Genomic DNA, 24445 nt, shown 5'->3' on the forward strand with positions numbered 1-24445 from the left:
GTGACCGGCAGACCGGGCGGCCTGGGCTCCTGGGTGATGGTCCCGCGGCCCGCGCCCTCGGCGCGGCTGCGGCTCTTCTGCTTCCCGTACGCGGGGGGCGGCGCCTCGATCTTCTACCCCTGGGCGCGCCTCCTCCCGCCCGAGGTGGAGCTCTGCGCCGTGCAGCTCCCCGGGCGCGAGGCGCGCCTCTCCGAGCGGCCGATCGGCGACCTGGCGGAGCTCACCGACCGGCTCTACGATGCGCTCCTGCCGTACTTCGACCGGCCGTTCGCCTTCTTCGGGCACAGCAACGGCGGGCTGATGGCGTTCGAGCTGGCGCGCAAGCTCCGGCGCGAGGGGCGGCGCGGCCCCGTGCACCTCTTCGTCTCGGGCCGCCCCGCCCCCCAGCTCGCCCTCGACGAGCCGCCGATCCACTCGCTCCCCGAGCCGGAGTTCCTCGACGCGCTGCGCCGCTTCCAGGGCACGCCCGAGGAGGTGCTGCAGAACGCGGAGATCATGCAGCTCATCTCCCCGATGCTGCGCGCCGACTTCGCCCTGGGCGAGACGTACGCCTACCGCGAGGAGCGCCCGCTGGCCATCCCCATCTCGTCGTACGGCGGGCGGACGGACGACGAGGTGTCGGAGGAGCAGGCGGCGGCCTGGCGCGAGCAGACCAGCGCCGAGTTCCACCTGAAGATGTTCCCCGGCGGCCACTTCTTCCTGAACACCGACCGCGCGCTGGTGCTCGAGGAGCTCTCGCGGGAGCTGCGCGGTGCGCTGGCGCGGCTGTCCGGCAGCGCCGCGCATGCCTGACGCCTGGGGGCCGCCCCCGCCGGAGCTGGTCCTGCCCGACGACGAGGTGCACGTCTGGCGCGCCTCGCTCGCCCCGCCGCCCGGCGAGCTGGAGCGGCTGCTCGCGCTGCTGGACGACGAAGAGCGCGCGCGGGCCGGGCGCTTCCGCTTTCCCGTGCACCGAGACCGCTTCGTGGCCGGCCGCGGCATCCAGCGCGAGTTGCTGGCCCGCTACCTGGGCGTCCGCCCGGCCGCCCTGCGCTACCGCCACGCCCCGCACGGCAAGCCCGAGCTGGACGGCCCCGAGGCCGCGAGCGGGCTCCGCTTCAACGTCTCCAACGCGGAAGACCGGCTGCTGGTGGCCGTCGCCCGCGGACGCGAGGTGGGCGTGGACCTGGAGCCGCTGCGCCCCATGCCCGACGGCGAGGCCATCGCCCTCCGCTTCTTCTCCGTGCCCGAGAACGAAGTCTTCGGCGCCATCCCCCCCGCAGGGCGCGACCTGGCCTTCTTCACCTGCTGGACGCGCAAGGAGGCGTTCATCAAGGCGGTGGGGGAGGGGCTGTCGATGCCGCTGGACTGCTTCGACGTGACGCTCACCCCCGGCGAGCCCGCCCGCCTCCTCCGCACCCGCGGCAACCCCGCCGAGGTGGAGCGCTGGACGCTCCGCGAGCTGGACCCCGGCCCCGGGTGGGTGGCCGCCCTCGCCGCCGAGGGCCGTGGGTGGAGCGTCCGCCTGTTCGACCGGGACGCCGCTTTCCCCGGCCCACCCGCCCACACCGGGTGATCGGGCGCGAAAGAAGATCTGCCGCACCCGCCCAGGATCGTCCCGACGGCGCGAAAGAGAGCGAGGCCGAGCTTTCCGCTCAGCCTCGCGTCCGGGCCTTCCGCCTGCTTTCGCGCCGCTCTCCTCCTGGCCGCGGGCGGTCCTTCCCCTCCGCCCGCACCCGTGCCAGCTCCTCCAGGAACACGTGCGCCGCCCGCGCGAACGCCCCCTCGCGCCGCAGGGTGGTGGGGATGGTGCCGAGGAAGTCCTGCATCGCCCTCCGCAGGCTGCTGTCCGACGAGTAGCCGCAGGCGTAGGCCACGCTCAGCACCGTGCGCCCGGGGTCGTCCAGGAGCGACGCCGCCAGCAGGATGCGCATCCAGGCCATCAGCCGGCGGGGAGGCGGGAGCCCAGCGCGCTCCGACCAGCGGAGCACGGTGCGCTCCGACAGGTGCAGCGCGCGGGCCAGGTCGCGCCCCCGCCCGCCCATCGAGACGATCTCCGCCGCGGTCATCAGCAGCGTCCGCGCGCGCCCGGAGATGGTGGTGGGCAGGCAGCGCTGCAGCAGGTTCTGCAGCGGACGCCCCTGCGCCGCGCGCAGCCGCCGCGTGATCGCCTCCTGCGTGGACTCGTCGTCCAGCGAGATGACGTCGGTGACCCCCCACTCGCCCAGCGTGCGCAGGTCGTGCGAGCGGCCCGGCCGCACCTCCATCGCCGCGACCACCGTGGCCGAGGGAAACTCCCAGAGCAGCGCCCGCAGCTCCGGCGCGAGCTGCAGGCCGTCGCGCGAGATGGTGGCGTACGGGTCGACGATCAGCAGGGCCGCGGGCGGCGCTTCCGAGACCGCCGCCCGCAGCGCGTCCCAGTCCGGGAGGAAGCTGCACCGGAAGCTCTTCCCGCCCACGCGGCGCACCCGCTCCCGGAACGCACTGTTCGGGTGCATCACCAGCACAGGACGGGGCAGGGGAGGCATGACGTGTCGTGTACTATATGGTCCCAGGACGGCAGAGAATGGGCGCGAAGTGCACCGTGGACGCAAATTCACGTCGCACCGGACAACGGCTGCGTTGTCTTCAGCTGCCCAGCATCCCCCTAAACAACCAGACCTATGAGATCCGCCCGGCTCCTCCTGGCCTGCGCCGCCGTTTCCGTGCTCGCGGCCTGCGGCACCGACCCGATCACCGCTCCCGTCGCCCCTCAGGGCCCGCGCTTCGACACGGGAACGACGGCCCCGAGCGACACCTCACACACCAGCGGCCTCCCCGGCTCGAGCGAGTGCTCCGGCAGCCTGATGCTGGTCACCCAGTCCGACGGCTCCGTCACGCTGGAGTGCGTGCAGGCTGAAAAGCAAAATGGTACTGGCTCCTGAGAAGATCCCGCCGGCGCAGTCTGCGGACCGCGCCGGCGTTCAAAGCTTCGCCCGCGGCCGCCTGGGTTCTAGGCGGCCGCAGCCGTAAGTACTTCGACCAACTGGTCGGCGAACGATGCGGTCGAGCGCGCGGGGGACGTACGCTCCGCGACCGTCTTTTCTGCCCGACGTCCATGCCGAACCGCATCAAGGACAGCTTCAGCTTCGAAAGCGACCTTCGCGTGTCCATTTTCCCGCGCGATCTCCACTGCGCGTTCCGCAGCTTGCTCTGCCCGATCCCATTCACCAAGACTGGAGGCACCGAGCGCAAGCTCCAGATACGCGTCGGCTGCACGGGCCTCGTAACTCGGCTCCTTCGTCAACCGCACGGTCTCGGTGAAGTACCGGCGGAAGAGATTCCGGTCACCCACACCTCCTGCGGCGCGCGCGATGTGAGCCCGCAGCAACAGCGGCAGGAACTGCGGATTCGGAAGCCGCTCAAGAGACTGGAGAACGGGAAGCACCTGCGCGAAGTAGCCCTGGTTCATCCAGTAGTAGGCGATGTCGTGCGCCAGGATCGGCAGGAACGAGTGCTCGGGGCCGTAGCAGCGCAGGGCCATCCGGGCGTACTCCTCGGCTTGGGCGTTGCGGCCCGTTTCCGTGGCAATCACGAACAAGTCGTGAGCAGCCAAGCCCTGAATCTCCACCATACCCTTCCGGCGCGCGGCGCGCAGGGCCTTGATGTGCATCCGATGCGCGGCCGGCAGGTTGCCGCGCATCAGCAGCATGTTGCCTAGCGCCATGTAGGCGCGCGCGTACGAGTCCCAATCGCCCGCCTGTCGGGCGATCATGATGGTGTGGCGGAACCACGTCTCGGCGCGGGCCTGCTCGCCGCGGCTGCGCGCCATCCTCCCCACCTCCAACGAGAGCACGGCGTTGCGCGGCGCCGAGAGCGCGGCCGCCTGGGTTAAGGCGAGCGCCGTGGCGCCATGCCCGGTGCGCTCGGCCCACTGCGCGATGGCGCGGCAGGCGTCGGCCACCGCCTCGCCGGTGGTGGACTCGGGGGCGCCCAGCATGCGGCCGATCGCCACCAGCGAGTCGACCAGGTCGGCGGGGACGCTGGCGTCGAGCAGGTCGGCCAGGCGCTTGCGGCTCGCCTCGGGCGCGAACAGGCCGCCGCGCTCGCCCGGCTCGGCCGTGGCCCAGAACATCACGTTCCGGTACGACTGCCAGAGCAGGAGCCCGGCTTCTCCGGCCACCTCGCGGAGGATCTCCATCCCTTCCAGCGTCTCGGCGGACCCCCGCGTCAACGGCGGCGGGGTGCGCCAGCGGCGGGGCGGGCGCGCCTGCGCGGTCTTGGCCCGGGTGGACTTCATCTATACTCTCCTTGCGGATCACTTGGGCACGATTCTGATACCAATTCTGTATACTATACGCTGTGCACGGGCAAAACGCCAACATTTTCTCACGCGCTGCTCCCGTCATCTGTAGCAGGATCGGTGCCTATTCCGCCACAACCATGCCGACGACCCACCATTTGCACCGTTTTGGTTCAAGGTTGGCCGCCGGTACTCACCGGCCTTTCCATACCCGCTTCCTCTCCTGCGGGTTTCGTGCCGCTTTGTCCACCTTCTTCCGCGAGGGAGCGCGCCGCTGTTTCAGCCGGCTGGTCCGAATAGGTGAAGGCGAGGCGTCCGTCCTCGGCTCCGACCCTCACCCGGCCACCGTGCTCCAGGCGGCCGAAGAGGAGCTCGTCGCCGAGCGGGCGCAGGATCTCCTCCTGGATCAGGCGGCCGAGCGGGCGGGCGCCGTTCAGCGGGTCGAGGCCGCGCTCGGCGAGCCAGGCGCGCGCCGCGGGATCGAGCTCCAGCGCCACGCCGCGGGCGGCCAGCCGGGCGCCGGCCTCGCCGACCATGCGGTCCACGATGCGCTCCATCACCGCGAGCGAGAGGGGGGTGAAGGAGATGCGCGCGTCCAGGCGGTTGCGGAACTCGGGGGGGAAGGTGCGCTCGAAGGCGCGCTCGTCCTCGCCGGAGGCGTCGCCGGGGGCGAAGCCGGCGCGGCGGCGCGACAGCTCTTCGGCACCCACGTTGCTGGTCATGATCAGCACGACATTGCGAAAGTCGGCCTTCTTCCCGTTGTTGTCGGTGAGCCGACCGTAATCCATCACCTGCAGCAGCAGGTTGAATACGTCGGGGTGCGCCTTCTCGATCTCGTCCAGGAGGAGCACGGCGTGGGGGGTGCGGGTCACGGCGTCGGTGAGCAGCCCCGCCTGGTCGAAGCCCACGTAGCCGGGGGGCGCGCCGATCAGGCGGGAGACGGTGTGCCGCTCCATGTACTCGCTCATGTCGAAGCGGATCAGCTCGATCCCCAGCACCTCGGCCAGGCTGCGGGCGACCTCGGTCTTCCCCACGCCGGTGGGCCCGGTGAACAGGTAGCTGCCGACCGGCTTCTGCGGGTCGCGCAGGCCCGCGCGCGAGAGCCTGATGGCAGAGGCGAGCTGCTCGATGGCGCGGTCCTGCCCGTAGACGCGCCGCTTGAGCTCGGACTCGAGGGTGCGCAGCCGCTCGCGGTCGGAAGCCGCGACGGTGCGGGGCGGCACCTGCGCCATGGAGGCCAGGATGCGCTCGACCACTTCGGTGTCGACCGCCGGCCACTCGCCGTCTTCGCCCGCATCGCCCGCGGAGAGGCGCACGTCGGCGCCGGCCTCGTCGAGGACGTCGATGGCCTTGTCGGGGAGGCGCCGGTCGTGGAGGTAGCGCGCGGAGAGCTCGGCGGCGGCGCGCACGGCGTCGCCCGTGTAGCGGACGCGGTGGAACTCCTCGTAGCGCGGACGCAGCCCCTCCAGGATCCGCACCGTCTCCTCGGCGCTGGGCTCGGCGACGTCGATCTTCTGGAAGCGGCGGGCGAGGGCGCGGTCCTTTTCGAAATGCGTGCGCAGCTCCTCCCAGGTGGTGGAGCCGATGCAGCGCAGCCCCGCCTGCAGGGCGGGCTTGAGCAGGTTGGAGGCGTCCATGCTCCCGCCGGAGGTGCTCCCGGCGCCCACCAGGGTGTGGATCTCGTCGATGAAGAGGATGGCGCCGGGGCGGGCCTCCAGCTCCTTCAGCACTCCCTTGAGCCGCTCTTCGAAGTCGCCGCGGTAGCGGGTGCCGGCCAGCAGCGCGCCCATGTCGAGGGCGAAGATCTCGGCGCCCTTGAGCGCCGCCGGCACCTCGCCGCGGTGGACCTTGAGCGCCAGCCCCTCGGCGAGCGCGGTCTTCCCCACGCCGGGGTCGCCCACGAAGAGCGGGTTGTTCTTGCGCCGCCGGGCCAGCACGTGGACGGCGCGGGTGATCTCGCGGTCGCGCCCGATCAGCGGGTCCACGCGCCCCTCGGCGGCCAGGCGGTTGAGGCTCACCGTGAAGCGCCGGAGCGCCTCGCCCGGCTCGGCCGCTTCTTCGTCCTCGTCCGTCGCCTCGGCGTCGGCGCCCACCTCCTCGACGCGGCGGGCGACGCCGGTGGAGGGCTTCTCCGGCGGATCGCTGGCGGCGCGCATCAGCGCCAGGCGGCTCACCCTCTCTTCCTCCAGGAAGTGCACGGCGAAGGAGTCCTGCTCGCCCCAGAGCGCCACCAGCACGTGCGCGCCGGTGACCTCCTCGCGGCCCGAGCGCAGCACCTGCAGGGCGGCCTCCTGCACCACGCGCCGGAAGGCGAGCGTGGGCGTCGCCTGCTCGAGCGGCGCGGTGGAGGCGGCCTTGACCTCGTCGGAGAGGAAGCGGTCCAGGCGGCGCTTGAGCCGCTCCACGCCGCCCCCGGCCGCCGCCACGGCCGCGGCGGTGGCCTCGTCGTGCAGGAGCGCGAACAGCAGGTGCTCCAGCCCGGCGTAGGCGTGGCCGCGGCGGGCGGCCTCCAGGACGGCCAGGTGCAGGGTGATCTCCAGCTCGGGGCGCAGCGCGGGGCTCGACATCGAACGGCAAGTGCGAAAGTGCGTGAGTGCGTGAGTGCGAAAGTACGGGGTTCTTCCCGCTACTCCGGCTCCATCGTCAGCATCAGCGGGTAGCCTTCGGACTGGGCGGCGGTGGTGACGCGCTCGATGCGGGTCTCGGCTTCGTCACGGGTGTAGGTGCCCGCCACGCCCACGCCCAGGTGGTGCACCTGCAGCATGATGCGCGTGGCCTCGGTGGCCGTCTTCTCGAAGTAGCGCACCAGCGTGTCCACCACGAACTCCATGGTGGTGTAGTCGTCGTTGTGCAGCAGCACCCGGTACAGCGACGGACGGCGCGTCTTCGGGCGCTCGCGGACGGCGACCCCCTCTTCGCGGTCGGGATCGGCGTCGCGGTCGTCGCGCGCGCGGGGAGGGGCCCGGTGGCTCGTGGGGACGAGCATCACACCGCCGAGGCCGCCGCGAACCCCTCGCGGGCGCGCTCGACCTCCCAGAAGTGGTCCTCGGCCCAGCGGCAGAGCGCGGAGAGCGGCTCCACCAGCGTCTCGCCCAGCGGCGAGAGCGAGTACTCCACCCGCGGGGGGACCACGGGGTAGACCTTGCGCTCCACCAGCCCGTCGCGCTCCAGCCCGCGCAGCGTCTGCGTGAGCATCTTCTGCGACACGCCGCCCACCGCGCGCTGCAGCTCGCCGAAGCGGCGCGTGCCCCGGGCCAGCACGTAGATCACGATCACCGCCCACTTGTCGGCCACCAGGTCCAGCACCTGGCGCGAGCCGCAGCGCTCGCTGCAGACGTCTCCCCGCTCCGTCATGGTCACCGAAAGGTGGGTATGGACGATCCGGGCGCTTACCCGCCGGCTTCGTCAGTATAAGCTCCGGCGGCACGGGGAGGAAAGGGTCCTCTCGCGCCCACGCGAAGCGGCCCCGTCCGGTACCCGGGCGGGGCCGCTTCCATCGTCTTCGCCGAAGCTACTGGGGCGGGAGCGGGGGCGGGACGGCGGCGAAGACGGAGGCCAGCTCGCTCACCTCGCCGGCGGGCGTCCACTGGGCCATCCCCTGCCGCCACACCAGCGTCTCGCGGGTGAGGGTGCCGCCAGCGGCCTGCTGGCGCAGCGCGTCGATCCCGTGGGGGCCCGTCTGCTGGCCGTCCACCGCGACGAAGAACGGGGCCTGTCCCGGCAGCGGGGGCGGCGCCGCGCCGCCGCCCTGCGGCTGCTGGCCGCCCAGCGCGCCCGCCATCTGCTGCGCCAGCCCGAAGCCCAGCCCCGCGCCCATCCCGGCGCCGGCCAGGCCGCCCGGGTTCTGCGCGGCGTCGCGGATGGCCTCGGCGGTCTGGTAGCGCGTGTACGCCCCCAGGTCGCCGATCACCCCCATGCTGCTGCGCTTGTCGAGCGCCTTCACCACCTCGTCCGGCAGCGAGATGTTCTCGATGACGAAGCGGGTGAGCTCCAGCCCGTACTCGGCCAAGTCGGCGGCCATGCGGGCGCGCACCACGTCGCCCATCTCGTCGTAGTTGGCCGCCAGGTCCAGCGCGGCGATCTTGCTCTCGCCCAGCGCGTCGGTGAAGCGTGAGGCCACCAGCGAGCGCACCTGCTCACTGATCCCCTCGGTGGTGAAGCGGGCGTTGGTCCCCACGATCTGCGCGATGAACTTCGCCGGCTCGGAGACGCGGATCACGTACGAGCCGAACGCCTTCAGCCGCACGGGGCCGAACTCGGGGTCGCGCAGCATGATGGGGTTCTTGGTCCCCCACTTCTGGTCGGTGAACTGGCGGGTGGAGACGAAGTAGACCTCGGCCTTGAACGGCGAGTCGAAGCCGTACTTCCAGCCGCGCAGCGTGGAGAGGATCGGCAGGTTCTCGGTCCTGAGCTCGTAGCGGCCGGGGCTGAACACGTCGGCGATCTGCCCCTGGTCCACGAAGACGGCGGCCTGCCCGGGGCGCACGATGAGCTGCGCGCCGTTCTTGATCTCGTTCTCGTGCCGCTCGAACCGGTGCACCATCGTGTTGCCGGTGTCGTCCAGCCACTCGACGATGTCGATCAGCTCGGTCTTGATGAAGTCCCAGAGGCCCATCGCAGCTTCTCGTTCAGGGGGAGACGGGTGTGCGGCGCCCTTTATGTACGCACCGCGGCGGCGGGACCGCAAGCCTCCGGCGGGCTTTCCGGTTCCGGCGCGGGCGAGGAGTACGCGGCGGAGGTCGTTGCGGTTTCGAAAGATGCGTTCGGGGGGGAGGATCGAACTGGACCGAGAAACGGCAACTGCGGGTTTGGGCGTGTCCCTCCGCTGCGCTCCGGGCCGGGCTGCGCGCGCGGTAGGGCACGATACGACCGTGCCCAACCGCGCCGGGCCACCGCCACGACGATCCCCCGTGTCGCGGCGGCGTCCCGGCCCTCCGGGCGCGCATCCCTCACGCGAGTGAGAACGCCACGACCCGATATTTTTGCAGGCAAACGAAACCCTCTCCCGCGGTTCGGAAGAGGGTCGCACCGTCCGTCCGCGAGGTGTTCCGCGGACGGACGGCGCGCGGGACGCGGACCTACGGGCGCGGCGCGGGCGCGGGTGCCGGCGCGGCGCCGGTCAGCTCGTCGAGGCGGCGGCGGGCCTGCTGGTTGTTCGGCTGCTTCTCCAGCGCCATGCGGTAGCGCGCGATCGCCCTGTCGCGCTGGCCGAGCGCGCGGTACGCCTCGGCGAGCTGCACGTCGATGGAGGCCGAGTTGGGGTAGAACTCGGAGTTCATCTCCAGCAGCGCCGCCGCCTCGGCCGCCTTCCCCGTGGCCGCCAGCCGCCGCGCCAGCTCGTTCACCGTCCACTCGCCGAAGTCGTAGCGCCCGCTGAGCGCCTGCTCCTGGCGGAGCTGGCGGTAGCGGGCGACCGCCGCCGGCGCGCCGCCGCTGTCCAGGGCCGTCATCAGCACGCGGTCCAGCGTGGTGGGCACCGGCAGCCCGCGGTGGCAGGTCACGCACCCCACGGGCACGGGCGGGTTGCGGCGGTCGGGGAGCTGCGCCAGCGTCTGCGTGTTCAGGTCGCGCGTCATCCGCATCATGAAGCGCGCCTTCTCCTTCTCGGGCTTGTCGTCCGACGCGAAGTCGAAGCTCTCCCGCCCGTCGGGGCCCGGCTGGCGCTGCACGTGGCAGTACTGGCAGCGCACCCCCAGCGACATCGAGATCCCGCGCATGATCTGGATCAGCGAGTCGCGCGGGATGTCCCTGGGCAGCACCTTCAGGTTCTGGGGACGCTGCTCGGGAACCTGGGCACGGAGCGGGGCCGCGCCGGCGGCCAGGGCGGCGGGGAGCGCCGCCAGGAGAAGGGCTCGGATCGGGCGCATCGGTCCGGGGGGCGAAGGTTGTTGGAACGGGGACTCCGCACAAGGATGCGGTCCCACCCCGCCGCCGCGCCAGTGCCTTCGACGCGAACGGCGGCGGGGAGGGACGGATCGAGGTGCCGGGGGACGATCTTCCAGGGTCCGCCCCGGACGAGCGATCCGATAAACCTGCCGGTTGCAAAAACTTCCGGAATTCGACACCTTCTACTCCGCTCCACGCCCTTCCCCGGGCCGCCGCGCTTCCGGCGGCCCGCTCGCATACGACAAAGCCGTGCTCGTCCCCAAGCTGTTCACCGTCCTCCGGGAGTATGACCGGAGGCGGCTCGTCCCCGACCTCAAGGCGGGAGCTGGGCGGTGGGGCGGTGCCGAAGGGGTGGAGGTCTACGAGATCGACGGCCCGTTCTTCTTCGGGGCGGCCGAGAAGTTCCGCGAGACGATCGTGTCGGTGGAGGGGAAGCAGCGGATGCTGGTGATCGTGATGGAGCGCGTCCCGGCGATCGACTCCACCGGAATCCGCGCGCTGCGCTCCGTCGTACGGCGTGCGAAGAAGGAAGGGACGCTGGTGATCCTGGCCGGCGTGCACGCGCAGCCGATGGTGGCGCTGGGGAAGGCCGAGCTGCTGGACGAGGTGGGCGACGAGAACCTCTGCGGCCGCCTCCCGGACGCGCTGGACCGCGCGCGGCGGCACCTGGGCCTGCTCCCTCCCGCCGCCCCGAACGTCGAATCTCCTGACCGGGAGCCCTGCCGGTGTCTGACGCCATGAAGACGAGCGCCGCCCGCATCTGCCCGAACTGCGGGACGTCGAACGCCCCCGACGCCGCGCGCTGCGAGCGGTGCGGCGAGGGACTGGCCGTTGCCGCTCCCCCGCCGGCAGCCGAGCCCGTCGCGGAAGGAGAGGACCGGCCGCGGCGCCGGGGCCCGCGCTGCCCCAACTGCGGCGCGCACATGGAGCGCGGCACGGTGGAGCTGAACCAGAAGATGATCGACTTCATCTTCACCGGCCTCAGCTCGCACTCGCTCTTCTTCCACCCGGTCGACGGCAGGCGCCGCGAGGTGCTGAAGCCCGGCCAGCAGAAGCGCGCGCTGATGTGTCCGATCTGCGCGGGGGTGTGGATCAGGTAGAAAAGTGCGAGGTGCGAGGTGCGAAGTGCGAAAAGAGCGGAGGCCGGCGGCGGCTTCCGCTCTTTACTTCTTCTTTGTAAGGGTAATTACGTGATTCATACCACCTTACAGAGCATCGTTCGGGAATAGGTCCTGAAAGGCCTCACACAGAGAAACAGAGAAACAGAGGACTTCGGTTTTCTCTGTTCCTCTGCGTGATCCCAAGCTGTTGCTGTTCTGTTTGGAACCAGAACGATGCTCCGAAACGTGGTATCACGCGTCGGCGACGCTCTCCGGGGAAGAGCCGGGGTTCGCGTCCTCGCGCAGCAGGCTCTCGAACACGCGCTGGCGCACGGCGGAGGGGATCGGGGTCCTGGCGTGCAGGCGCAGGAAGCCCAGGAAGGCGCGCTGGAAGTCCCACTGGGGGAAGCAGTGCGCGCAGACGTCGAGGTGCGCGCGGATCAGCCGGGCGCGCTCCTCGGAGATCTCGCCGTCGATGTACTCCCAGAGCTGGGCGATCACGTGGTCGCAGGGGATCGTCTCCGCCGCGCTCATCTGCGTTTCTCCGGCCGCACGTAGCCCATCTCCAGCGCGTATTCGTACAGGGACTGCTGCAGGAGGCGGCGGCCGCGGTACAGGCGGCTCTTCACCGTTCCCACCGGCAGGTTCAGCATCTCGCTCGCTTCGGCGTAGTTGAAGCCCTCCAGGTCCACCAGCACCACGGCCTCGCGGTACGGCTCCGGGAGCCTGTCGACCTCGCGCAGCACGTCTTCGTCGACGAACGAGTCGAAGAAGGCGCGCTCGGGGTCCGCGTTCATGGCCTCCCACACGCCGGCGGTGACGGCCAGCGCCTCCACCTCGGGCTCGGCGTCGGCGGGCACCTCGGGGGTGCGGCCCCGCTTCTCCCGTGCGCGCAGGAAGACGTTCCTACAGATGGTAAAGAGCCAGGCGCGGGAATTGGTTCCCCGCTGGAAGCTCTCCCACGAGCGGTAGGCGCGCAGGAAGGTCTCCTGCACCAGGTCGCCCGCCTCGTCCTCGTTGCCGCCGGTCAGGCGCAGCGCGAAGCGGTGCACCGCCTCCAGGTGCGGCACCGCTTCTTCCAGGAACCCCGGCTTGGCGAGATCCTGCGCCAGCGCGCCATCCATCTCTCGGCCTCCACTCCTCGATTCCCTGTGCGTGTGCTCCACAATCAGCGCTGCGCACGGCGATCCCGCAAGAGCGGAGGCGGTGCATCGCGACCGGCTTCGGTCCAGGGCGGATGAATCCGCGGCAACAACCACAGAAAGCCTCACAAACTGCGTGAGGCTTCAAATGCAACTTCAACTGCAGTGACGACACGGACGTCGCGGCGGGCCTGATGCTTGCGCGCGCCCGTGGGTGCCAGAGCGAAGTCCACTTCGCACTTCGCACCTCGCACTTCGCACTTCGCACTTTGAGGTTGGATGATTCGCTTCGGGCCGGCGGGATTCCAGTACAAGGATTGGGAGGGGGTCGTCTACCCCGTCCCCAAGCCGAAGCGCTTCGATCCGCTGGGGTACATCGCGGAGTACTTCGACACGGTGGAGATCAACTCCAGCTTCTACGGGCCCACGCGGCCGAACACGGCCGAGAGCTGGATCCGCCGCGTGGCGCACAACCCCGGCTTCCGCTTCACCGCCAAGCTGTACCAGCGCTTCACCCACCAGCGCAAGACGGCGTGGACCGGGGACGAGGTGTCGGAGGTGCGCGCGGGGTTCGACCCGATGATGCGCGAGGGGAAGCTGGGCGCGGTGCTGCTGCAGTTCCCGTGGTCGTTCCGCCGCACCGACGAGAACCGCGAGTGGCTGGCCGACGTGGTGAAGACCTTCCGCGACTACCCGCTGGTGCTCGAGGTGCGCCACTCGTCGTGGAACACGCCCGCGTTCTATGACGAGCTGGCGGAGCGGGGGATCGGGTTCGTCAACATCGACCAGCCGCTGTTCAAGAACTCCATCAAGCCCACCTCGATCGTGACGGCGCCGGTGGGCTACGTGCGGGTGCACGGGCGCAACTTCAAGGACTGGTTCCGCAAGGACGCCGGCCGCGACGCGCGCTACGACTACCTCTACACCCCCGCCGAGCTGGAGCCGTGGGCCGAGCGCACCAGGGAGATCGCCGCCGAGCCGCCGACGGAGGACGTGTTCGTGGTGACCAACAACCACTTCCGCGGCAAGGCGGCCGTCAACGCGCTGATGCTCCAGTCGATGGTGCAGGGGGAGAAGGTCCCCGCCCCGCCCCCGCTCTTCGACGAGTACGGCGCGGTGCTGGAGAGCTACGCCGAGCCGCGGGAGCCGGAGGGCGGGGCGGCGGAAGAGGAGTCGCCGCCGCCCGCGAAGCCGAAGCGGGCGAAGAAAGCGAAGAAGGAATGACGAAGGCGCCCGGCGGAGTCCCGCCGGGCGCCTTCACCTCCTGGGCCTACGACGGCGCGTCAGGCCGGCGCGGGGACGGCGGGCTGCAGGAACTTCGCGCTCACCCAGCCGGTGACGCCGGAGCCCTGCACGGCGATCCGCTTCCACCCGCCCTGGTCCTCGAACCCCTCGACCACCGTCCCCGCGGCGAGCGGGCTCCCGGCGACGATGGGGTTTGAGGTCCCGGGGCCGCCGCGGACGTTCAGGCTGCTGGCGGTGACGGTGAAGAGGCCGGTCGCCGGCTGCGCGGGCGCGGAGGCGGCGGGCTGCAGGAACGCCGCGCTCACCCAGCCGGTGACGCCGGAGACGCCGTTCACCGTCCCCTGCACGGCCACGCGCTTCCACCCGCCCTGCTCCTCCAGCGCCTCCACGACGGTGCCGCCCGGGACCGGGCTGCCGGCGACGGTGGGGTTCGAGGCGCCCGGGCCGCTACGCACGTTCAGGCTGCTTACGGTGACGGTGAAGAGCCCCGTCGCGGACTGCGGCGCCGGCGGCGGGGCGGCCGGCTGCGGGATCGGGACGCCACGGACGGCGGCGACCACGCTGTCGTTCAGGATCGTCTCGAAGTGCTGGGCGTAGCCGGCGATGCGCTGCGCCTGGTCGAGCCCGTTGATGATCTTGCGCGCGTTGACGTAGTCGCAGGTCGCGCCGTTGATGAAGCGCGAGAGCCTGGCGCCCGTGAACGACCCGTTGCGCATCCCGTACGACATGATCCGGTAGGCCACGTCCGCGTCCAGCGCCAGCTCGGGCTCGTACAGCAGCCGGTTCTTGAGCACGTTGCCCATGTTCCGGTAGTTGTAGTCCCAGGTGAGCTGCACGTAGCCGCGGCCGTAGTACACGTTGGTGAACGACTTGCCCGCGGGGTCGGTCACCGTCACCGGCTGGCCGTACTTGCGCCCCTTCCCCTTGCCGTACTCCTCGATCGGCTTCCAGGTGCCGGCGCACTCGTGCTTCACGGTGGCCAGCATGTAGGCCAGCCAGCGCAGGTCGGTGATCTGCGGGTCGCCCTCGGCGGCGGCGAGCAGCGCGTCGAGGCCGTCGGTCTGGCTCTGCTTGAGCGCGCCGAACGCGGCCGTGTAGCCGGCGAAGAACTTCGTGCGGTCGATCTGCATGGGAACTGCTCCGGGAGGACGAGGGAGGACCGGTGGTGGGGTGGGGAACGTGCGGGTGTGCCCCCCAAGCTAATGCCTTCGCTCGACTTCCGCCACCGCTCAAGCCATCTGCCCACGATCTCGGTCCAGGGCACGGAGATACGCTGGCCGCCGTTCGCGCGTCCTGCGTCTCCCGATTCCCCTCCGCCTGCGGCGAAGCTCTTGCAGTCCCGGAGCATCCGCACCCGGTCGGCTGAAGCGCGGCGCCCGGATGTGAGGGATTTCGGCAGGGCACAGGTGCCCGGTGCGAGGAAACTCCGTACCTCGTACCCCGTACCTCGTACGAGCCGGCTGTACCCGTACTTTCGTACTCACGCACTCACGCACTCACGATATGCCCAACCCGCTGCGCGACCTCTTCTTCCCGACCCGGGGGGAGGACCTGGTCCAGGCCGTCACCCCGCGGCGCACCTTCGCGGACGTGATCCTGCCGCCGTCCACCCGCCGCGCGCTGGACCAGGCGCTGGTGCAGATCCGCAAGCACGACGTGCTCTTCGGGCAGTGGGGCCTCGGCGAGCGGCACGACACGGGGCTGGGGCTGGCGTTCAACTTCGCCGGGCCGCCGGGGACGGGGAAGACGATCTGCGCCGAGGCGATCGCGCACGCGCTGGGGAAGCGGCTGCTGGTGGTGCGCTACGCCGAGCTGGAGAGCCAGTGGGCGGGGATGACGGCCAAGAACGTCCAGGCGGTGTTCGCGGCCGCCGCCGAGCAGGACGCGGTGCTCTTCTTCGACGAGGCCGACGCCATCGCCAGCCGCCGCTTCACCTCGATGGACCAGGGCTACCAGCGCGAGGCCAACTCGGTGGTGAACGTGCTGCTGCGCGAGGTGGAGGAGTTCAGCGGGGTGGTGATCTTCGCCACCAACCTGGCGGCCAACTTCGACCCGGCGTTCGAGCGGCGCATCCGCACGCACATCCTCTTCGAGATGCCGGGCCCCGACGAGCGCGAGCGGATCTGGAAGGCGCAGATCCACGCCCGCAAGACGCCCCTGGCGGAGGACGTGGACTTCCGCGCCCTGGCCGAGCGCTACCCCGGCAGCGGCGGCGACATCAAGAACGCCGTCCTCAAGGCCGCGCAGGGGGCCATCGTCGAGCCGGGCGCCGACGCGGAGAAGCGCATCGAGCAGCGCCACTTCGTCACCGCCATGGAGGACGTGCTGGCCGCCCGCCGGGTGATGGACCAGTCGCTCTTCGGCGGCGCGGCGGGCGGGCCGCCGGTGCCCTGGGCCGCGGCGGCGCTCGGCGAAGCCGCGAGCCCCGTGGAGGACGAGCTGGCCGCCGTCTCCACGCGCCTGGTGGAGGTGGAGGACTCCGTCGTGGCCGTGGGCGAGCGGCTGCAGCGGCTGGACGCGGGGCAGGCGGACGTGCGCGCCCGCCTGGAGCAGCTCCAGGCCGCCCTCGGCGAGCAGCAGTCCGCCGCCCGCGACCTGCTGCGCGCGGGCGAGGCGGGGTGGGAGCGGCGGCTGCGCACCGTGGCGATCCTCGCGGGCGCGGCGCTGGCCGTGGCGGTGATCGCGGCGGGCGCGGCGCTGCTGAGTTGAATCTGCCTGAACAAACCGTACATTGTAGACATCGGTCTAGCGATTTCGGCTACTTCGATAGCGTGGCTCAGGTGTGTGATGACCAGTTTCCCAATCAGCGTTCAGTTTCCGGAGATTGAGTTTCGTGACGGAGTCTCCGGACGGCGGGCTTCCGTTCGTGGCGGTCCCGACGTGTGGGAGATCATGATGGTCGCCCAGGCCTATGGCGATGATAGAGAAGGGCTTCAGGCACACTTCGATTGGCTCACGCGCGAGGAGCTGGATCAGGCACTCGCGTATGCTGCGCGGTTCCCGGACGAGATTGAGGAACGGCTCCGGGCAAACGAGGAATGCGGAGAACGGCTGAGGCGCGAGTTTGAACTGCGAGGAACGGTATCCCCAGCCGACCTTCAAGCGAGGGCGGGCCAGCATAGGCGCCTCTCTGATCAGGCCTACTCGATCTTCCGCTCCTCCGGCAGCAGCGACTTCTGGATGCCGATGGCGGCGCGGGTGCCTTCGTAGGCGGCGCGGATCACCAGGCGCGTCCCCGGGGTGATGTCGCCCGCGGCGTAGACGCCGGGAACCGTGGTCTCGTAGTTGTCGCTCACCTCCAGGATCCCCTCGTCGTCGGCCCTGCACCCCATGTCTGCGGGGAGCGTGGAGCCGGGGCCCGATGCGACGTGGAAGAAGAGGGCGTCGAACGGCTCGCTGGTGCCGTCGTGGAAGACGACGCGCTGCAGGAGCCCCTCCTGCCCCTCCAGCCGGGTGATCGCCTCGGTGCGCAGGCGCACCCCCTGCTCGGCGAGCGTCACCAGCGCCTCGTCGTCCATGTCGGGCGGGTGGCTGTGGGTGAGCACGGTCATCTCGTCCACCCAGGTCCGCAGCCACATGCAGTACTTCGCGATCCCCTTCCCCCACCCGATCACCCCCACCTTGCACCCCGTCACGCTCGGCCCGTCGCACTCCGGACAGTGCCAGATGCTGGTGCCGTAGAAGTCGTCGAAGCCGGGGATCTCGGGCTTGATGTCCTTGAGACCCGTGGCGAAGAGGAGGCGCCGGGCGCGGTGCGTGGCCCCGTCGGCCAGCTCCACCCGGAAGTCGTCCTTCTCCCCCGTGACCGTCTTCACCACCGCGTCGGTGATCTCCGCGCCGGCCGCCTCGGCCTGCTCGCGCCCGACGGCGCGCAGGTCCCACGGGTTGGGGTCGGAGATGCCGAAGTAGCCGTGGACGGCCCAGGTCTCCTTGTTGCGCGGGTCCTGCGCGTCGAACAGGCGCACGCGCCGGCGGTAGCGGGCCAGCCAGAGCGCGGCCGCCAGCCCCGCGGGGCCGCCGCCGACCACGATCACGTCGTACAGGTCCGGGTCCGGCATCTCTCTTCCGGGGAACGTCGGGAGCCGGCGAGGGAGCCCGGCCCGGGTGCAAGCGCCGGGCCGCCTACCGCATCACCCGGATCCGGTCGAACGGCGGGCGAGCAAGAGATCGTGCCCGGCCGGCATCCGTGCCGCTGCCGCGCCCGATCCACCTGGCGAGGGGAGAAGATTCTTCGGCCCTGCGATCATCCGTTCGGAGGCTGGTCCCGTGTGATCGGGGCCTCAGAATGACAGCGAACACCCACGCACAACCGGATCGCCCGGGCCCGGGGCTGACGGCTGGCGGCGTCGCACGTAAGTTGCCGCGGCGCCGGACCCACTCTCGCACTCCCGCACTCACGCACTTGGGGCTGCAGTGATCGACGCGGTGGTCTTCGACTTCGACGGGCTGATCTTCGACAGCGAGACGCACGAGTTCGAGACCGTGCGCGAGCTGCTGGCCGAGCACGGCGGCGAGCTGACGCTGGAGGTGTGGTCGGACTGCGTCGGCCGCGCGCCGGGGTGGTTCGACCCGTACGCGCACCTGGAGGAGCAGATCGGCAGGGCCGTGGACCGCGAGGCTCTGGACGAGCTGCGCCGGCGGCGCTACTTCGAGCGCATCTCCGCCGAGGGGCCGATCCCGGGGGTGGAGGAGGCGCTCCGGGCGGCGCGCTCGCTGGGGCTCAGGGTGGGGCTCGCCTCCAGCTCGTCGCGCGAGTGGGTGGAGGGGCAGCTGCGGCGGCTGGGGCTGCTGCACTACTTCCACTGCATCCGCACCAGCGACGACGTGGAGCACGCCAAGCCCGAGCCCGACCTGTACCTGAGCGTGCTGCGCTGCCTGGGCGTGGAGCCGCACCGCGCGGTGGCGTTCGAAGACTCGCCCAACGGGGCGCTGGCCGCCCGGCGCGCGGGCCTGTACTGTGTCGTGGTCCCGAACCGGATCACCGCCGCGCTGCAGTTCGGCGAGCACGACCTGCGGCTGGAGTCGCTGGTGCAGGCCGAGCTGGCCGACCTGCTCGCCCGCCTCGCCGCCAGCCGCGGAGGAGATCCACCGCCGGAGCCCTGAATCCGTCACGCACGCCGTTTCCGGAGACCCGAAGTGATGCAGATCCGCCCGCTCTTCGCCGCCGTCCCCCTCGCGCTCGCCGCCTTCGTCGCGCCGGCGGCCGCGCAGGACCGTCCCCAGCCCGCCGCGCCCGCCGTGCGGCCCGCGGCCCAGGCGCCCGCGCAGGGCGAGGCCGTCTCGGGCGAGGACCCGCGCATCCGCGAGATCGCCGGGGCGCCCTCGGCGGCGCGGGTGGAGGCCGACATCCGGCGGCTGGCGGGGTTCGGCACGCGGCACACGCTCTCCGACACCGTGAGCCGCACGCGCGGGATCGGGGCGGCGCGGCGGTGGCTCTTCGACGAGTTCCAGCGCATCTCGCGGGCGTGCGGCGACTGCCTGGAGGTGCGCTACGTCGACTCGATCATCCCGGGGCGGCCGAACACGCGCATCCCCACCGACACGCGGGTGGTGGACGTGGTGGCGATCCAGCGCGGCCGGACGGACCCCAACCGCTACGTGCTGATCACCGCGCACTACGACTCGCGGGTGACCGACGTGATGGACGCCACCAGCGACGCGCCCGGCGCCAACGACGACGCCTCGGGGGTGGCGGCGGCGCTCGAGGCGGCGCGGGTGCTCTCGCGCTACCGCTTCGACGCGTCGATCGTCTACGCGCCGCTGGCGGGCGAGGAGCAGGGGCTGAACGGGGGCGAGATCCTGGCGCGCTTCGCGAAGGACAACGGGTGGAACATCGCGGGCGTGCTCAACAACGACATCATCGGCAACACGCGCGGGCAGAACGGGGTGACCGACAACCGCACGGCGCGCGTCTTCGGCCCCGGCATCCCGCCGACGGCCACGCAGGCCGAGCTGCGGCGCATCCTGACCACCGGCGGCGAGCTCGACACGCCCTCTCGGCAGCTCATGCGCTACGTGGACCGCGTCGCCGACCGCTACGTCCCCAACTTCGACGTGCTGCCGATCTACCGGCTGGACCGCTTCGGCCGCGGGGGCGACCACACGCCGTTCTTCAACCTGGGCTTCCCGGCCGTGCGCCTCACCGAGACGTGGGAGGACTACACGCGCCAGCACCAGAACCTGCGGGTCGAGAACGGGATCCGCTACGGCGACGTGCCCGACGAGGTGGACTTCGGCTACGTGGCCAGGATGACGGCGCTGAACGCGGCGGCACTGGCCTCGCTGGCCTGGGCGCCGCCCGCGCCCGACAGCGTGACGGTGGCGGGGGGCGTCTCTCCCAGCACCACGCTGCGGTGGAAGCCGGTCTCCGCGCCGGACCTGGCCGGCTACCGCGTCTACTGGCGCGAGCCGACGTCGGCGCAGTGGCAGTGGTCGCGCTGGGTGGGGAACGTGACGGAGGCGGTGCTGGAGAACATCGTCATCGACAACTACTTCTTCGGCGTGGCGGCGGTGGACCGCGAGGGGCACGAGAGCCTGCCGGTGTTCCCGCTCCCGGGGAGATAGGCCTCGCGCCGAACCCGGCGAGAGACCTCTCTGACGCCATAAGAAGGGCCCCCGCGGCGCACCGCGGGGGCCCTTCCTTCTGCCGTCGGTGGCGCGTCAGTCCCGGACGCAGCTGCACCTGCAGTTGTTCGGGTCGCGGCTGCAGTCGCAGCACGCGTGGTAGCCCGGAATGCAGAGGATCTGGCAGGTGGAGTTGCTGCAGTCGGTGCTCCCGCCGCCAGGGCACCCGGGCGGCGACCCGGCCGCCTTCGCCGCGCCGTCGCTGGCCGTGCGCGTCCCGCAGCTCGCCAGGACCCGCTCCAGCGTGGCCGCGGAGAGTCCCGCCGCGCCGACGCGCACCTCGCCCCTCCGCAGCGCGAGCCCGCGCCCCGTCCAGCTGTCGCCGACCGGCGTCGCGCCCAGGAACGACGCCGCGGCCGGGGAGAGCGCCTCGCGACCCACGAGGGAGAGCCCCACCGCCGAGCCGCCGTCCGCCGGCGCGACGAGGATGTGCCCCTCGTCGTAGAGGACGCGCGCCCCGGCGTAGCGGAGCACGGCGTCTCCCGAGGGCGCCCCGTCGCGCTGGAGGACGAAGACGCGGTCGGCGATCCCGTCCGCGGCCTCGCCCTTCGTCCCGCCGTCCACCACCACCACCACGTCGGCGCTGGCGGCGGAGCGCTGCACCACCACGACTCCGGTCCGGACCTCCCGCCTCGGCATCACGGCGCCTCCGTCGCCGTGCGACCGGGTAGCCGCGTCGGCGCCGGCCCATCCGGCGAGCCCCAGCGTGAGTGCGGCGAAGAAAAGAATGGCGGGTCTCCTCATGGGGTCCTCCTGTCGGTGCAGGGGAGAGGGAGGGAAAACAGCGGATTGCGGGTGATGCAAAAAACCCGCCTGTGCTCCGCGCGGCGGCGTAATGTGGACGGTGTATGCGACTGCGTCCTGCGGCGCCGCGGCGAGAAGAAACCCCGCAGCGTGCACCGGAGTCTGTCTACGACGTGGCGCCCGGAGCGCGGCGATTCCGGCCTGCCGCGCGCCCGGCATGGACCCTGGGGCGCGCGCGTCTCTCACCCGTGCGAGGAGGTGGCGATGCGCAAGCTGAAGCTCGATCCCGAAAAGCTGGCGGTGGAGACGTTCGATCCGGCGCCGAAGGACGAGAAGTCGCGGGGCACGGTCCAGGCGTACCAGCCCACCAACCCCAACGCCAACACCTGCGACCCGCTGGAAGGCACCTGCTTCGGGTTCACCTGCTTCCGCACGTGCATCTGCACCGGCCCGGCCAACCCGGGCGAGTGCTGCGAGCACATCCCCGTCCCGGAGCCGCTCTGAGGAGCCGCGAGGGGCGAACGCCTCGCAAGTCGATGCGCCACGGTCACCTGCGTGCCGTGGCGCATCTTTTTTGTCCGTTCGCGTGGAGACCCGGGACGGTTCCTCAGCCGATCCCCACCGGGAGCACGCCGTACTTGAACAGCTCGAACCAGGCCTTGAGGTCCGACGCGTCGTAGACGTCGAGCGTGCCCAGGATGTCGCGGGCGAACTCGACGGGGGCGGCGCCGCTGGCGGTGATCAGGCCGCGGTCGCAAGCCGACAGGTCGGGGACGTAGTCTGCCTCGCCGTCGTAGGCGGGCACGAAGGAGCGCAGGTACTCCAGCCCGTTGCTGGTGTGCCGCCGCCCGCGGTGCAGCCCCGCGCGCACCACCTCCACCGTGGCCGCGCAGATGGCCGCCACCGGCACCTCGTCGCGCTCCAGCCCGCGCAGCATCGGCCACAGCTCCTCGCGCGGGCCCGCCTCCCACATGTCGCCGCCGGGAAGGATGAAGACGGCGGCGCGCTCCGGCTCCACCTGCGAGAGCGGCAGGTCCGGCGTCACGCGCAGCCCGCCCATGGAGACGGCAGGCCCCGGCGTGAAGCCGACGGTGCGCACGGTGAAGCGGCCGCTCTTGTTGAGCTCGGCCGTGGCGAGCGCGGGCTCCCAGTCGGCGAAGCCGTCGAAGACGAGAACGTAGGCGACGTCGCGCATCGGCGTGGAAAGTGGGAGGGGTGGACGGGGATCGAGCCCGACGCTCCAAGGTGGCGGCTGCGGCCGCCGGGAGGAAGCCTCTCGTCAGGCGCCGGAGACGGATTGACGCCCGGGAGGGCGCCCCGTCACGTTCCGCCGGCCGGCGGAACGTGGGCGGGGCGCCGCCGGACTCACCGCGCGGGCGGATGGACGGCCTGGGTCCAGCGCGCGGGGTCGAAGAGCGACGGGTCGAGCGGGACGTTGGCGCGGATGTCGGAGTACACCTCGTGGAAGACGCGCTGCCCGTTCAGGACGATCTCCACCTCGGGGGCGATCCAGCCGCCGGCGAGCGGGCGGTAGTTGTTGAAGCGCACGTCCTGCACCTGCGTGGTGTCGCGCGGGTTGGGGTCCAGCATGCGCACGAACACCAGCCGCTCGGCGTCGACCCAGAACTGCTTGGAGCGCAGGTCGCCCGCCGCCGCGCCCACCACGTAGACGGGCCGGTCCTGCCAGGTGTCGCGGTGGAACGCGTCGAGCCCGAAGCCCTCCTCGCGCAGCTGCCGGAGGGTGACCTCGGGGGGCTGGGTGTAGACGTCGAAGCCCAGCGTCATCAGCTCGTTGCGGTCGGCGCGGCGGGCGACGACGGCGCCGTTCTGGACCACGTAGAGGCTGTCGTTGGCGTAGATGGCGCCGCGCTGCTGCTCGGCGGGGCCCATCTCGATGCGCAGCCGCCCGGGCATGGCCCCGTACTCCAGCCAGGTCTCCACGATCGGCTGGCCGCCGCCGGGGGGGACGCGCGCGGTCTGCTGCGAGAAGGTGAGCGTGCGGTACCAGCTCGCGCCGTACCGGCCGTGCATGGCGCGGACGAGCGACTCGGCGCCGTCGATCGCGCCCGCGGGGCCGCCGGCGGAGCGGGTGGCGACGGAGGCGGTGCACGCCGCGGCGGCCAGGAGGGCGAGGCCCGGGAGGAGGTGGCTGGCTCTCATACGGTCGGAGTCCTCCGGAGTGGGTGACGGGCACCGGGCAGGGTGCGTGCTTCCAGGCGCCGGACCGGGTCCGCGGGCCGCGTGCCGCGGCCGGTGAAGATCGCCGCGCGCGGCCGCTCCGCCAGGGGCCCGGTCGCGGCGGCGCGCGGTCTGCGGTCCGGCGGCGCAGACGACAACGTACGCGCCCTCCGGGAGATTGCAATGCGAACCACGTTCTTCGTCGCTTCCCTCGCCGCGCTGGCGGCGTGCGCGCCCGCGGCGGCGCCGGCCCCGGCTCCCGCGCCCGCTCCGGCCCCGGCGCCGGCCGCCGCGGCGGAGGCGCCGCCGCTCGCGATCCACTGGACGCGCGCCTCGGCCGAGCACCGCGCGGCGTTCCTGCAGACCTACCGCTGGGCGGGCGAGCGGCTGCGCGCGCTGGCGGCGGGCGCGGCGGCGGGGACGTGGGGGGTGATCCTGGACGCGGACGAGACGGTGATCGACAACTCGGAGTACCAGCGCCGCCGCGCCGCGCAGGGGCTCGGCTACACGGAGGAGAGCTGGCAGGCTTGGGCGCGCGAGGAGGCGGCCGCCGCGCTCCCCGGGGCGGCGGAGTTCGTGGGGCTGGTGCGGCAGCTGGGCGGGCGGGTGGCGATCGTGACCAACCGCTACGAGGCGATCTGCGACGACACGCGCGACAACCTGCGCCGGGTGGGGATCGCGTTCGACGTGGTGCTGTGCCGGCCGGAGGGCGGGCCCAGCGATAAGAACCCGCGCTTCCAGGCGGTCCAGTCGGGCGCGGGGACGGGGCTGCCGCCGCTCCGGGTGCTGATGTGGGTGGGCGACAACATCCAGGACTTCCCCGCGCTCACCCAGGCCGTCCGCGAGCGCGGCGACGAGGCGTTCGCGGAGTTCGGGCGCGCCTACGTGGTGCTGCCCAACCCGATGTACGGCTCCTGGGAGCGGAACCCGCCGCGGTAGGAACTTCGTTCTCGCGGAAAGATCTCGCGCGTTCCCGCAGGCGCTGGCGCGGCCGCCGGGGCCCTCACCCGCCGCCTGAGAGCGGGGTTTGGTGCGGGGAGAGGGGCGGCTGAAGCCGCGGCAACAACCGCAGAAAGCCTCGCAAACCCCGCGAGGCTTCAACCGCGACGACAGACCCGCGTGAGGGATGCGCGCCCGGAGGGCCGGGACGCCGCCGCGACACGGGGTATCGTCGCGGCGGTGGCCCGGCGCGGTTGGGCACGGTCGTATCGTGCCCTACCGCGCGCGCAGCCCGGCCCGGAGCGCAGCGGAGGGACACGCCCAAA

25 protein-coding genes are annotated in these 24445 nt (G+C 71.8%); 11 read left to right on the forward strand and 14 right to left on the reverse strand.

Features of this window, described 5'->3' with window-relative positions; genetic code table 11:
* Both VF746_09335 and VF746_09340 read left to right on the forward strand, forming a co-directional pair.
* Positions 1-792 (forward strand): alpha/beta fold hydrolase, encoded by a 792-nt coding sequence (locus VF746_09335; protein HEX8692609.1) that lies wholly within the window; start codon positions 1-3, stop codon positions 790-792.
* Positions 785-1555, forward strand: a complete 771-nt coding sequence (locus VF746_09340) for a 4'-phosphopantetheinyl transferase superfamily protein (GenBank protein HEX8692610.1) — start codon at positions 785-787, stop codon at positions 1553-1555. The genes VF746_09335 and VF746_09340 overlap by 8 nt, the downstream gene beginning before the upstream one ends.
* A gap of 79 nt (positions 1556-1634) precedes the next feature.
* Here VF746_09340 and VF746_09345 read toward each other — a convergent pair whose 3' ends face one another.
* Positions 1635-2507, reverse strand: a complete 873-nt coding sequence (locus VF746_09345; GenBank protein ID HEX8692611.1) for a helix-turn-helix domain-containing protein — start codon at positions 2505-2507, stop codon at positions 1635-1637.
* A gap of 135 nt (positions 2508-2642) precedes the next feature.
* On the opposite strand from VF746_09345, the gene VF746_09350 reads away from it, so the two are divergent.
* Positions 2643-2903 (forward strand): hypothetical protein, encoded by a 261-nt coding sequence (locus VF746_09350; GenBank protein HEX8692612.1) that lies wholly within the window; start codon positions 2643-2645, stop codon positions 2901-2903.
* A gap of 68 nt (positions 2904-2971) precedes the next feature.
* Here the strand turns inward: VF746_09350 and VF746_09355 are convergent, their stop codons facing one another.
* From VF746_09355 to VF746_09380, 6 genes are all read right to left on the reverse strand, one after another.
* Positions 2972-4258 carry a tetratricopeptide repeat protein gene (locus VF746_09355; protein ID HEX8692613.1) on the reverse strand — a complete coding sequence of 429 codons (1287 nt, stop codon included), beginning with the start codon at positions 4256-4258 and terminating at the stop codon, positions 2972-2974.
* A 176-nt stretch (positions 4259-4434) separates the two neighbouring features.
* Positions 4435-6828 (reverse strand): AAA family ATPase, encoded by a 2394-nt coding sequence (locus VF746_09360; protein ID HEX8692614.1) that lies wholly within the window; start codon positions 6826-6828, stop codon positions 4435-4437.
* Between the two features lie 59 nt (positions 6829-6887).
* Positions 6888-7247 (reverse strand): ATP-dependent Clp protease adaptor ClpS, encoded by a 360-nt coding sequence (locus VF746_09365; GenBank protein ID HEX8692615.1) that lies wholly within the window; start codon positions 7245-7247, stop codon positions 6888-6890.
* Positions 7247-7615 carry a helix-turn-helix domain-containing protein gene (locus VF746_09370; protein ID HEX8692616.1) on the reverse strand — a complete coding sequence of 123 codons (369 nt, stop codon included), beginning with the start codon at positions 7613-7615 and terminating at the stop codon, positions 7247-7249. The genes VF746_09365 and VF746_09370 overlap by 1 nt, the downstream gene beginning before the upstream one ends.
* A 157-nt stretch (positions 7616-7772) precedes the next feature.
* Positions 7773-8876 (reverse strand): SPFH domain-containing protein, encoded by a 1104-nt coding sequence (locus VF746_09375; protein HEX8692617.1) that lies wholly within the window; start codon positions 8874-8876, stop codon positions 7773-7775.
* A gap of 463 nt (positions 8877-9339) precedes the next feature.
* Positions 9340-10128 carry a c-type cytochrome gene (locus tag VF746_09380; protein HEX8692618.1) on the reverse strand — a complete coding sequence of 263 codons (789 nt, stop codon included), beginning with the start codon at positions 10126-10128 and terminating at the stop codon, positions 9340-9342.
* 268 nt (positions 10129-10396) lie between these two features.
* Here VF746_09380 and VF746_09385 point away from each other — a divergent pair, with 268 nt between their 5' ends.
* Positions 10397-10888 (forward strand): sodium-independent anion transporter, encoded by a 492-nt coding sequence (locus tag VF746_09385; GenBank protein ID HEX8692619.1) that lies wholly within the window; start codon positions 10397-10399, stop codon positions 10886-10888.
* Positions 10885-11247 carry a zinc ribbon domain-containing protein gene (locus VF746_09390; GenBank protein ID HEX8692620.1) on the forward strand — a complete coding sequence of 121 codons (363 nt, stop codon included), beginning with the start codon at positions 10885-10887 and terminating at the stop codon, positions 11245-11247. Before VF746_09385 ends, VF746_09390 begins: the two co-directional genes overlap by 4 nt.
* Before the next feature lie 252 nt (positions 11248-11499).
* On the opposite strand, the gene VF746_09395 is transcribed toward VF746_09390, so the two are convergent.
* Together VF746_09395 and VF746_09400 are read right to left on the reverse strand one after the other, a co-directional pair.
* Positions 11500-11781, reverse strand: coding sequence for a zf-HC2 domain-containing protein (locus tag VF746_09395; GenBank protein HEX8692621.1), 282 nt, complete (start codon positions 11779-11781; stop codon positions 11500-11502).
* Positions 11778-12371 (reverse strand): sigma-70 family RNA polymerase sigma factor, encoded by a 594-nt coding sequence (locus VF746_09400; protein ID HEX8692622.1) that lies wholly within the window; start codon positions 12369-12371, stop codon positions 11778-11780. Before VF746_09400 ends, VF746_09395 begins: the two co-directional genes overlap by 4 nt.
* A 297-nt stretch (positions 12372-12668) precedes the next feature.
* On the opposite strand from VF746_09400, the gene VF746_09405 reads away from it, so the two are divergent.
* Positions 12669-13613: a DUF72 domain-containing protein gene (locus VF746_09405; GenBank protein ID HEX8692623.1), complete on the forward strand. Its 945-nt coding sequence runs from the start codon at positions 12669-12671 to the stop codon at positions 13611-13613.
* Between the two features lie 59 nt (positions 13614-13672).
* On the opposite strand, the gene VF746_09410 is transcribed toward VF746_09405, so the two are convergent.
* On the reverse strand, positions 13673-14764 hold the full coding sequence (locus tag VF746_09410) for an SH3 domain-containing protein (GenBank protein HEX8692624.1): 1092 nt from the start codon (positions 14762-14764) through the stop codon (positions 13673-13675).
* Between the two features lie 373 nt (positions 14765-15137).
* Here VF746_09410 and VF746_09415 point away from each other — a divergent pair, with 373 nt between their 5' ends.
* Positions 15138-16343 (forward strand): ATP-binding protein, encoded by a 1206-nt coding sequence (locus VF746_09415; protein HEX8692625.1) that lies wholly within the window; start codon positions 15138-15140, stop codon positions 16341-16343.
* Between the two features lie 431 nt (positions 16344-16774).
* Here VF746_09415 and VF746_09420 read toward each other — a convergent pair whose 3' ends face one another.
* Positions 16775-17692, reverse strand: a complete 918-nt coding sequence (locus VF746_09420) for an NAD(P)/FAD-dependent oxidoreductase (GenBank protein HEX8692626.1) — start codon at positions 17690-17692, stop codon at positions 16775-16777.
* A 355-nt stretch (positions 17693-18047) separates the two neighbouring features.
* On the opposite strand from VF746_09420, the gene VF746_09425 reads away from it, so the two are divergent.
* Both VF746_09425 and VF746_09430 read left to right on the forward strand, forming a co-directional pair.
* Positions 18048-18737, forward strand: a complete 690-nt coding sequence (locus tag VF746_09425) for an HAD family hydrolase (protein HEX8692627.1) — start codon at positions 18048-18050, stop codon at positions 18735-18737.
* 36 nt (positions 18738-18773) lie between these two features.
* Positions 18774-20198: a M28 family metallopeptidase gene (locus VF746_09430; protein ID HEX8692628.1), complete on the forward strand. Its 1425-nt coding sequence runs from the start codon at positions 18774-18776 to the stop codon at positions 20196-20198.
* A gap of 96 nt (positions 20199-20294) precedes the next feature.
* Here the strand turns inward: VF746_09430 and VF746_09435 are convergent, their stop codons facing one another.
* Positions 20295-21002, reverse strand: coding sequence for a hypothetical protein (locus VF746_09435; GenBank protein ID HEX8692629.1), 708 nt, complete (start codon positions 21000-21002; stop codon positions 20295-20297).
* Positions 21003-21266: 264 nt separating this feature from the next.
* Between VF746_09435 and VF746_09440 the strand changes: the two genes are divergently transcribed.
* Positions 21267-21506, forward strand: coding sequence for a hypothetical protein (locus tag VF746_09440; protein HEX8692630.1), 240 nt, complete (start codon positions 21267-21269; stop codon positions 21504-21506).
* Between the two features lie 103 nt (positions 21507-21609).
* On the opposite strand, the gene VF746_09445 is transcribed toward VF746_09440, so the two are convergent.
* Positions 21610-22197 (reverse strand): type 1 glutamine amidotransferase family protein, encoded by a 588-nt coding sequence (locus VF746_09445; GenBank protein HEX8692631.1) that lies wholly within the window; start codon positions 22195-22197, stop codon positions 21610-21612.
* Between the two features lie 170 nt (positions 22198-22367).
* The gene (locus tag VF746_09450; protein HEX8692632.1) at positions 22368-23162 is read right to left on the reverse strand and encodes a hypothetical protein; all 795 of its coding nucleotides are present in this window, start codon (positions 23160-23162) and stop codon (positions 22368-22370) included.
* A gap of 201 nt (positions 23163-23363) precedes the next feature.
* Between VF746_09450 and VF746_09455 the strand changes: the two genes are divergently transcribed.
* Positions 23364-24119, forward strand: a complete 756-nt coding sequence (locus tag VF746_09455) for an HAD family acid phosphatase (protein ID HEX8692633.1) — start codon at positions 23364-23366, stop codon at positions 24117-24119.
* Positions 24120-24445 lie beyond the last annotated feature (326 nt).

The sequence above is a fragment of the Longimicrobium sp. genome (assembly GCA_036389795.1).
Classification (GTDB): Bacteria; Gemmatimonadota; Gemmatimonadetes; order Longimicrobiales; family Longimicrobiaceae; genus Longimicrobium.